This window comes from Methanomethylovorans sp. (genome assembly GCF_050177135.1).
Taxonomy (GTDB): Archaea; Halobacteriota; Methanosarcinia; order Methanosarcinales; family Methanosarcinaceae; genus Methanomethylovorans.
Window position 1 is genome coordinate 1 of the sequence record NZ_JBFXHJ010000090.1, and the last position, 9,071, is coordinate 9,071.

The following is a 9,071-nucleotide window of genomic DNA, read 5'->3' on the forward strand; positions in this document are numbered from 1 at the left end:
TATACTAACTTAGCTGATAATGTATATTGGGTTTCAAAAGAAAGCGACATTTACGGTTATGACATATCTTCTTTTTTTGGGCGAATACAGACAAAAAAGAAAAAATCTGAAGAAATTATGTTTATTGAAGTTAAGTCTACAAAGTCTCACTCAAATCAAAATTTCAGGTTCTTTTTAACACGGAACGAATGGGATACAGCAGAAAAATATAAAGAAAATTATTACTTCTATTTTTGGACTAATGTTAAAATAGATAATGGACTTTTTTCTGGGATTGGACCTTTTGTACTACCAGCACCTGCGATTAGTTCCTTAATTCCTCAGGATGTAGCTAGTAATTCGAAATGGACAGAATGTAGTATCATCTTGGATTTTAACAGGTATAGATTAAACGCTGAAGAAAATTTATTCTAATAGGTATCCATGTTAAATGAAAACTAACAAATTTTATAATTTAAAAAAGGTGCTGGTCATAATCACATTGAAACCTACATTTCCAGTGTAAAGACTGAATGTACTCATACCATTTCTTCCAGAAACAAAGGTTAGGCCATAATCACTCAGCCTCTCGTTTTCCCCCTTAATCTTCCTCATAAAACATTTCTCCACCTACCCCGCATTTGCGCCGCTTCGCGGCGACAGAGGCTTTTTTCATCCGTTCCCTTAGGTACACGATTAAGGAGTCTGTGCCACAGCTGGCATGCATCCCGGTTTTACCCGGATCTTCCAGGTCCAAAAACTCCACTGGAAATGTACCTTTATTCAATATTTCCCTGTCATCTTCGCGATCGTTCTGTGCATTCCATGTATACTAAAACCACTTCCAAGGTACAGCATTGGACAGTGTTCGGTCACACACTCAAGACCTTCTGCCTTGCAGGTTTGCAAGGCTTTTTCGGTTTCTGTGTTCCAATGAAGCCAGATTTTGGTTATACCTTTTTCTTTCAGACCAGGAATAAGATCTCCAGGATCGGTTTTCGTGATGCCAAGGATAGCACGATCAATACCAACTGGAAGGTCCGAAACTTTTCTTAAATTGCCGGGTTCCTGCTTGTCGGAAAGGTCAATGACATAAACAGTCTTGCCCCGCTTTTTAAGTTCAGATATGGTCCACTTCATTGCTGGCTTTGTATTGTCAGTGATTAATGCATAGTTCTTTGCGTCCCAAAAATCCATTCTTTGGTAAGTTGTTGATCCCATCTTCATGATATCAAACTTTTGCCTGTATTTTCTTTGCAAATTCCTTTGCTTTCTGTAACCTGGATTGATCCGGCTGCCCTTTTGTGGATGGTCCCATCTCACCAAATGCTTTCATCTGTGGGTCATCGGACTTTAACAGCATGTCAATTACAGGCTGGGCAAGCTCTCCCTGACAATCAAATGCACCAAGGATGTTTGCACCAACAGCAGCCTTCTCGTAGGAACCAGTCCATGAATGAATGGCCTCGAATCCTTCAGGAACGGCATGTGTCATGAATATTGCAATGTTTTTGTCTTTAGTATTAGCTGATAAAAAAGTTTTAACTACAGGCGGAACATCAAACTGCAGTATAGGGAATCCTATGAAAGCAAGATCATATCCCTCAAGGTTCTTGACCTCGGATATGGGTTTGATTTCCTTTTCCCCTGTAAGTTCACTGTAAATAGCTTCAGCTACTTTCTTTGTCTTTCCGGTCTGACTCATGTATGTAACAAGTGTTTTCATATAGCATTCCTCTATGTTCCAATGAACGCTGTATATATTTATATACTTGAGCGTCATGATTATGTACTAACTTCCAGTTGTATAGAAAAATGACCTTGAATAACAATGTTCAATAATGGTTTCAGTTAAGAACTTTGAATTGGATCTTTTTATAAAACAGATCATATGGGACGTGACCCTATTTTCGAGCATTTCAGAGGCAGATAAGATGGAGACAGCAAAAGAAAATATTGAATCGTATTACATAGAGGAACTGCACTCTATTAAGGAAGAAATTGTGACCCTTAAAAAAGAGTTCTCACGCTTTTTGCAGCGGGCTAACCAGCAGCATATTGAGGAAATCCTTGAAGAAATGCGAACGAGTTTCATGAAAACCATGGTGAACTACCTGCGTGATGATGCTAGTGAGAGAATGCACAGACAGATGGTACAGGACTGTAAGATGCGAGATTTTTGTGAAAAAAATTTAATTGATATTTTGCAGGAAACTGCAGGACTTGTTGGCAGGCATCGAATAGATTCCAATAATATAAAGCTTTACAGGGAAAAACTGGAACATTTAAAAAAGGAAGCAAAAAACCCCAAATGTAGCAGTTGTTTTTCGGAAGCTATGAATATTTTTGAAACACAGGTTAAACTCATGCACTCGCTCCAGACCTATGAAGAGAAGGAAGAGGGGACTAAAAAAGCTGATATAAGCGAGATCGAACCTAGCAAGCTGGCCTCTGAAATTTGCGAACCTATAGCTAATAGTCAGCGTCTCCTTATTCTCAAAGAGCTTTCAGGCGATAGCAGGACTTTTTCAGAACTTTCAAAACTTACAGGATTGCGTGGCGGAAATCTGCTTTTTCACCTTCAGAAACTACTCGAAGCAGGTATGGTTTTACAGAGGAATGAACGGGGGGATTACATAATCACAAGAAAAGGATACTCAACCCTAGAGGGGCTTTCTCGGATTTACTCAGAAATTGAGCAGCAATAAACAAGAAAAAAGGCAATTAAAAGGTAGCAATAAATGAACATAGTGTAAAAATATGGCACAGTACTGTGAAAACACCATACTCTTCATGTCCACATCATTTATTGATTCTACTGGTGAACGCAAGAATGCTTTTTATTTTTCAGCTTTAAACCACCCCAAGCCCAAAGGGACGTATTGCTGTGCAATACCTCATTTCCTGCAGGGAAATTTTCCTCTTCTGGTACCCCATCCCTGTAATTAGCAATATCGGACCGAGGGGAGCCGACAAACCCCTGCTCCCCAAGGGCCGGTATGCGTGGGGCCTTAAGACCCCACGTTATGTTGTCTCATTAGCAACACTCATTCTATCCCGGCACGGATGCGCTCGAGAGAGCGTGTCGGTGTCCCAGCCACATAGAGGGCTGAGTTTCGAGCATTGCGAAGCAAAGCTGAGCAAGCGGAGAAGGACAGCCCGGCAAGTAGCCAGCAGGACAGGACAACAATCGTGAGGTTAATAAAAAAGTTTCTCTTCAACATTGTGTGGGTAATTGTAGCACAATACGTCACCAATCCCCTATAAAAGAACAATTTACTGTATACCAAATATCTGCTGAAATTAGGGATCCACATCATATGACGTGGTTGTCCAGACAGCCACGATCTGTCAATAAATCAGAACACTCTTTTATTCCATATTGCCCACTCAATGTTGTGGAGATCCATAAAAAAGAATGGGTTTACAACTGAAGTTCTAATTAGACAATCTCTATAGAAACTGATATTTCAACGGGAATGATCCCCACGACTTCACGATGGAACATAAAAGATGAAACATCAGCCCTAATAATATTAGTTACTTTATATAAAGTCAAATGATAGCATTTTCGGAAAATGGCTACTCAAAGTATATACGCTGTTCTTAAGAAATATTATATTGGGATTACGAAAATGATCTCAACAGGGGGGAGAAGAAATGTTGTTCATGGAGATTATTACATGGGACCCAAAGGACGACATGGAAACTGGTAAACGCTACATGGAATGGAAACCTCCGGAAGGCTACAATATTTTAGGAGCATGGAATGACGTAGCAGCATGCAGAGCCTTTTTCCTGTTCGAAGCTGAGAGTGCAGAGGCATTTGCTGCTGCTGCCTTCCCATGGAGGGACATCACACGGATGGAAACCGTCCAAGTGATGGAAACCAAGAAGTTTATGGAGCTTGTTGTTAAAATTAGGAAAATGTGACGACTGTCTGTACACAATATGAAGGTCATACCATATCACCAATGACCAATTTTTTCTTTTTGCTGGCATTAAACCGAAATTCGGCTCTGTAAACATTGTTTTTACAAGATGTCTGCAATGGTGCAATAGTTCCTCAAACTCATCGATGATTTTTTTACGATACTTATCCTTGATCTTCTTCCTTTTTCTTGTCTTAGAGGAAAGCAAAAGTAGCATTTCTACAGAGCCTATATAGGGACAGTTATATATAGAACCCTTACCCATGTAGAGATGCTTATAGAGTTTGATACTGATTTGCTGAATTATAGGTTTAGATAGTATTTTTCACATTTACTGTTTTTCTTATTTTCAACCAAATGGTTGTATTTCTTTTTAAGCTAATCAATTAGGACGTGAAACATTTGTTTAGTAACATGCATTCAAGTGCTCCAGTAGAAGCTGGACAGAATTATGAAGTGACAATTGAAGACATCGCAAGAGAAGGCGACGGAATCGCAAGAGTAAGCGGATTTGTTGTCTTTGTCCCCAACACCGAGATTGGCGATGAAGTCACGATAAAGGTAAATAAGGTAATGAGCAAATTCGCATTTGGCGAAGTTGCTTAAATCTTATAATTGGTTAAACATTTAGTGAGAAATCAACTATTTGTTTTTCCATCCTTCTTTTTTAATCTAATTTTACGTAAATGTAAGTGGTTCATTCACTTTTCTTACAAAGGTTCCCTGCAAAGATGATACACATTATTGCTGCTGCACCATATATAGGAATTAATTTGATCAAATAACCTGATTCCCGCAGTATAAATGCAGATGTAAAAATAACCGCTGCCCATATTATGGCAATAGCAATAACTGTCCTACTACATTTAGTATTCATCTACCTTTCAACACTCTTACTAATTTAAGTATTTTATGTAAACCTTGTATGCCATGTAATGCATGCATCCAATACAAGAGTTACAACTCAAGTTGCTTAAGGCAATCCTTCCGATCTTATATCCAAAATTTACGAGTGAGTATTGAATACATGCTGAATGATCAGAATATTATGGCCCTGCAGGAATCCTCATTTTGATAATAAGCATAACCTTGACATGTATGTCACGATTTTATTTTCTATTAAATGAGGATCTCTAGAGAGCCCGAAATTCGATGAATTAGGTCACGAACTTAGAGTGGGTCATGGGTCTCTATAATTTGAGAAGAGAATTTGGAGAGAGGTGAGCCCGTCAGGGTGTTTTGACGGGCGGACGCATTTGTGCTTTTTTTTCTGTGTTTGCCTGATGGGTCGTTTTTGCCTCCATCGGCACTTTAAAGAGTTCCAATGTACTATTTAATGTCTTTGCTGCTACCGATTCTGAGTATTGTGCTCATTATGAGGACTGCACAGCCTAATACTATTTATATAGCATGAAAGTTATACAAAGTTCACAACGACAATTTCTTTTATATATAATAACTGTACTTGGCGGGGTCCCAATCATGAAAATAAGAGTAGTCAGTTCCAGAGAAGAGATCAGCACTTTAGATCCGGAAGAAAAAATAGTACATTTTGCATTCAGACCATCAAATCAGGACATCTTCTCACTTGTAATAAGATGTCCGAAGGTCAAGGTGATACATATCCCAAGTTCTTATCTAAGAACAGTGTCCAGATCTGCGGAAATGTACCTGGGAATGCAAGGTATAGAGCTGATAGAGGGTGATGTTTGGGGACACCGTAAGGATATCAACGAATATTACGAGATCCCTCCGGAGTTGTTCGATCGCCTGAAGCAGTATCGTGCGGATAAGATGCCTGAAAAGGATATTATTGAGAAGTTGACCAGACAGACACGACTTAGTCCGGCTCTGATAGCATTCCTTGTCAAGAACAACTGATTGTTAATGCAGATCTGGTGGACAGGTACGTAAAATAAACGCCTTTTCAAATGTACCCTTCACCGTTTAGAAGCGAACATCCTCAAAAAAAAGACTGAAAGGTTTATCCTTCAGTTTCCAGGGACGATACGGACGGTGTCTGTTCCAAAGACCTTAACCCCTTCATACGTAAATGCTGCTAGTGTTGCTGTGCTGTCTTCGATAACAAAAGTGCCCTCATCAACAAAATGGCCGACAAGATCGAGGTCCCCATCGCCATCCACATCTTCCATCGAGCCGGCATTACAGCTGTTACCTTTAACCCGAACCTCCATATCATTTAAGGTAACGAAAAGCAGTTTCAAGATAAAGGACAATCCTCTCCACATTTGAAAATAAATAGTCTCTTACCTGGAAAAGTGAAAGTAAAAAGAAGAATTAGCGTTAAACCATTAGATTTACGCTGAGGGGGAGATTCGAACTCCCGCAGCGCGTGAGCACTACCGGTTTTCAAGACCGGCGCCGTAGACCACTTGGCTACCTCAGCAATGTGTTCAAATGAACGTGGTATCCTTAATACCACTTTTGAATATAAGACTTTTGATTAGATGATGCGATGGTGCCTGAAAAATAAATACGGCGAAGAGCTTTACTCTTCGCTTTCGCCTTCTTCTTCTGGCTCTTCTGCTTCAGCCTCAGGGTTCTTTTGGACGTATGGATATTTCTCAACGAATTCCAGGTTTGGTATGCCCAGATTCTCGATGAGCTCATGAGCTATACGACCCTTGGAGATAAGCCATCTCTGATTGAAGCTGAACTCTATGGGTATGATCACGCGGACCAGTTCAGGAGTGATCTCTATATCCAGATTGGAAGCCCCGGTGTACAAAGCAAGCAATCCCTTTGCCTTTTCCTCAGGTTCATCAAGCTTCTTTTCGATGGTGTACTCGTAGGTGACAGTACGGCCTGAAAGGGCGTGGTTGAAATCCACACGCAGCCTGCGGCCTATGATCTTCTGCACAACACCCTTCTTACCATCCACTTCAACCTCCATACCTGGGTATGGGCGGGTATCCTTAAGCTGTGCTGCGATCTTCGTTACAGAAACAGACTCCACAAGAGCAGGGTTGTGAACACCAAATGCCTTTTCGGGAGGTATCTCCAGGCTTCCGGTATATCCAACTTCCTTGCCTATAAAGTCCTCATCCAGACCTTTAATGGTATGGCCGGAACCTACTATGACAACGTCACCCCCATACATACCACGGGGATTGAAGATACCATTCTCTTTTGCAAGTTCCTCGCTGGTGGTATCAAAGACCTGTCCGTCCTCGAACCGTCCGGTATATGTTATCCTTATGAAATCTCCTTTCTCTATTGCCACATATATCAACTCTATTCTTTTGTTAGTGTAATTATGGATGAAAGTGTCCTCTGCTATACTCCTGTGCCTTTAAGAACTTTTTGCATCAAAGCAGAATAACGACTATTTTGGAGGAAAGCAGATAGAAAACAGACGAACAAAATGAGTTGAAATGGAAATACCGTTAAAAAAAGAAGAGGATAAAGGACTTTTGAGTCCTTACTCCTCACCCTTCAATGAAAAGCGTGCGACATAAGCCTGCATATCATCGGAGAGCTTTGCAAGTTCCTGAGCTGACTTAGCGAGTTCCTGCATAGAAGACGTTTGCTCTTCCACAGCCGCAGAAGCCTGTTGTGTACCTGCAGCCGCTTGCTCTGAAATGGCCGAGATCTCTTCAACAGATGAGGTGATCTCCTCGATACTGGCAGACTGCTCCTGCGCAGCAGCAGCAATATCCTGTGCCATAAGTGCAACCTTTCCGCTCCTTTCCACAATGGACTGTACAGCCTGTACCGTTTGAGAAAGCGCCACAGATCCGGTGTTTACCTGCTCAGTACCCTTTTGCATGGCTGCCACAGCGTTCTCAGTACCGACCTGTATATCCTTGATCAGAACCGCGATCTCCTTTGCAGCATCCCGGGACTCTTCAGCCAGTTTCCGTACCTCATCGGCAACAACTGCAAATCCCCTGCCTTGTTCACCAGCTCTCGCTGCCTCAATGGCTGCATTGAGAGCAAGCAGATTTGTCTGATCTGCAACACTGGTGATGAGGTTGACGATCTCATCGATCTTTTTTGACTTCATGTCAAGGTCACGGATCACATCAGCAGAGTCACCTACTGCCGACTGTATAGAACTCATCTGCACAATAAGGTTCTCAGACTGTATCCCTACATCCTTTATCGTATCACTTGTCACTGTTGCGGTCTCTGCAGCCTTCTGGGCATTTATGGCTATTTCCTGTACGCTCTGGGTCATATCATTCATAGCCTTGGAAACCTCTTCTGTTTTCTGAGATTGGTTGGTCGAACCTTTTGCTATCTCTCCAACATTACTTGAAACCTCAGTGGAAGAAGCTGTCATCTCCTCAGATGCGGCAGATATCTCCTGGGCAGAAGCAGCAATATTGGCTGCATTTACCCCTATCATCCTTACCATCTTGTTCATATTATCCATGATAAGGTTCAGCCCGGCAGGGATCTCCTTGAAGTCCACCGCTACATCAGTATCAGCCCTTATATCCAGTTTCCCATCCACTGCACCTGTGGATATGTTCTTGAAATCATTTACTATCCTGGTAATTGGAGTAGTTATAGACCTGGATATCAGATAAGCTACAAATGCCATAAAACCAATTGCAACAACTGAAATTACGATCAAATTGTTCCTCAGGGATGTAACCCCGGCCAGCATCTCTTCTTCCGGAACGGCCAGCACCAATGCAAAATCAGAGGAAGGTATCGGTTCATAGAATAACACCATATCATTGCCGGTCGCAGGGTCTACGGAAGCTATAGTTCCCTTCTTACCGACACTGATATCCTGTGCCATCTTTGCATAGCCAGGCGCGTTCACATCTGTGAGAGATTTGGAGCCTATCCAGTCCTTGTTAGTCGGATGTGAGAGGAAAACACCGGACTTGCTGGTCATGAAAGCATAACCGGTATCGTATATGGATATCTGTCCGGCCTCTTCGTCGATAGCACTCAGTGAAACGTCCAGACCGCTTATACCTATCGCAGTTCCATCTTTGATGATCGGAGCCACATAGCTCACCATCAGGACACCATCATACACGAATGGCTCAAGGACTACGGTCTCTTTCAATTTTAGAGGCAGCTGGTAATAATCAGAGGTATCGGTGTCTGCCAGCGGGTCCAGTACAAGTGAACCACCTAGGGTATTCCAATAAGGCATGAACCTGCCCGTGACATCAT

Annotated in this window: 12 protein-coding genes, 1 tRNA gene and 1 pseudogene; 5 read left to right on the forward strand and 9 right to left on the reverse strand. The window is 41.8% G+C overall.

The features are described 5' to 3' along the window. Positions 1-414: DUF3883 domain-containing protein (locus tag AB7U21_RS08005; protein ID WP_428388166.1), on the forward strand; the 414-nt coding region annotated here is incomplete at its 5' end. A 33-nt stretch (positions 415-447) separates the two neighbouring features. On the opposite strand, the gene AB7U21_RS08010 is transcribed toward AB7U21_RS08005, so the two are convergent. From AB7U21_RS08010 to AB7U21_RS08020, 3 genes are all read right to left on the reverse strand, one after another. Beyond that, the gene (locus AB7U21_RS08010; RefSeq protein WP_428388168.1) at positions 448-594 is read right to left on the reverse strand and encodes a hypothetical protein; all 147 of its coding nucleotides are present in this window, start codon (positions 592-594) and stop codon (positions 448-450) included. A gap of 168 nt (positions 595-762) precedes the next feature. After that, the gene (locus tag AB7U21_RS08015; protein ID WP_428388170.1) at positions 763-1,200 is read right to left on the reverse strand and encodes a CoA-binding protein; all 438 of its coding nucleotides are present in this window, start codon (positions 1,198-1,200) and stop codon (positions 763-765) included. A 10-nt stretch (positions 1,201-1,210) separates the two neighbouring features. Then, a complete protein-coding gene (locus AB7U21_RS08020) occupies positions 1,211-1,705 on the reverse strand; it encodes a flavodoxin family protein (RefSeq protein WP_428388172.1) in 495 nt (164 codons plus the stop codon). A gap of 115 nt (positions 1,706-1,820) precedes the next feature. Between AB7U21_RS08020 and AB7U21_RS08025 the strand changes: the two genes are divergently transcribed. Together AB7U21_RS08025 and AB7U21_RS08030 are read left to right on the forward strand one after the other, a co-directional pair. Then, positions 1,821-2,687, forward strand: a complete 867-nt coding sequence (locus AB7U21_RS08025) for a winged helix-turn-helix domain-containing protein (protein ID WP_428388174.1) — start codon at positions 1,821-1,823, stop codon at positions 2,685-2,687. A gap of 952 nt (positions 2,688-3,639) precedes the next feature. Then, positions 3,640-3,912 carry a DUF3303 domain-containing protein gene (locus AB7U21_RS08030; protein WP_428388176.1) on the forward strand — a complete coding sequence of 91 codons (273 nt, stop codon included), beginning with the start codon at positions 3,640-3,642 and terminating at the stop codon, positions 3,910-3,912. Positions 3,913-3,999: 87 nt separating this feature from the next. Here AB7U21_RS08030 and AB7U21_RS08035 read toward each other — a convergent pair. Next, a pseudogene (locus AB7U21_RS08035) lies at positions 4,000-4,104 on the reverse strand (IS5/IS1182 family transposase); the annotation flags it as partial. A gap of 221 nt (positions 4,105-4,325) precedes the next feature. On the opposite strand from AB7U21_RS08035, the gene AB7U21_RS08040 reads away from it, so the two are divergent. Further along, positions 4,326-4,517, forward strand: a complete 192-nt coding sequence (locus tag AB7U21_RS08040; protein ID WP_428388178.1) for a TRAM domain-containing protein — start codon at positions 4,326-4,328, stop codon at positions 4,515-4,517. Positions 4,518-4,608: 91 nt separating this feature from the next. On the opposite strand, the gene AB7U21_RS08045 is transcribed toward AB7U21_RS08040, so the two are convergent. Continuing rightward, on the reverse strand, positions 4,609-4,788 hold the full coding sequence (locus AB7U21_RS08045) for a hypothetical protein (RefSeq protein WP_428388180.1): 180 nt from the start codon (positions 4,786-4,788) through the stop codon (positions 4,609-4,611). Positions 4,789-5,393: 605 nt separating this feature from the next. Between AB7U21_RS08045 and AB7U21_RS08050 the strand changes: the two genes are divergently transcribed. Further along, positions 5,394-5,792, forward strand: coding sequence for a DUF1699 family protein (locus AB7U21_RS08050; protein ID WP_428388182.1), 399 nt, complete (start codon positions 5,394-5,396; stop codon positions 5,790-5,792). 110 nt (positions 5,793-5,902) lie between these two features. Here AB7U21_RS08050 and AB7U21_RS08055 read toward each other — a convergent pair whose 3' ends face one another. From AB7U21_RS08055 to AB7U21_RS08070, 4 genes are all read right to left on the reverse strand, one after another. Beyond that, positions 5,903-6,106, reverse strand: a complete 204-nt coding sequence (locus tag AB7U21_RS08055) for a hypothetical protein (RefSeq protein WP_428388184.1) — start codon at positions 6,104-6,106, stop codon at positions 5,903-5,905. Positions 6,107-6,232: 126 nt separating this feature from the next. Continuing rightward, positions 6,233-6,318: transfer RNA gene (locus AB7U21_RS08060), tRNA-Ser, on the reverse strand. 102 nt (positions 6,319-6,420) lie between these two features. Further along, a complete protein-coding gene (locus AB7U21_RS08065; RefSeq protein ID WP_428388186.1) occupies positions 6,421-7,155 on the reverse strand; it encodes an FKBP-type peptidyl-prolyl cis-trans isomerase in 735 nt (244 codons plus the stop codon). Between the two features lie 198 nt (positions 7,156-7,353). Then, positions 7,354-9,071, reverse strand: a 1,718-nt coding sequence (locus AB7U21_RS08070) for a methyl-accepting chemotaxis protein (RefSeq protein WP_428388188.1), incomplete at its 5' end; no start/stop codon positions are given.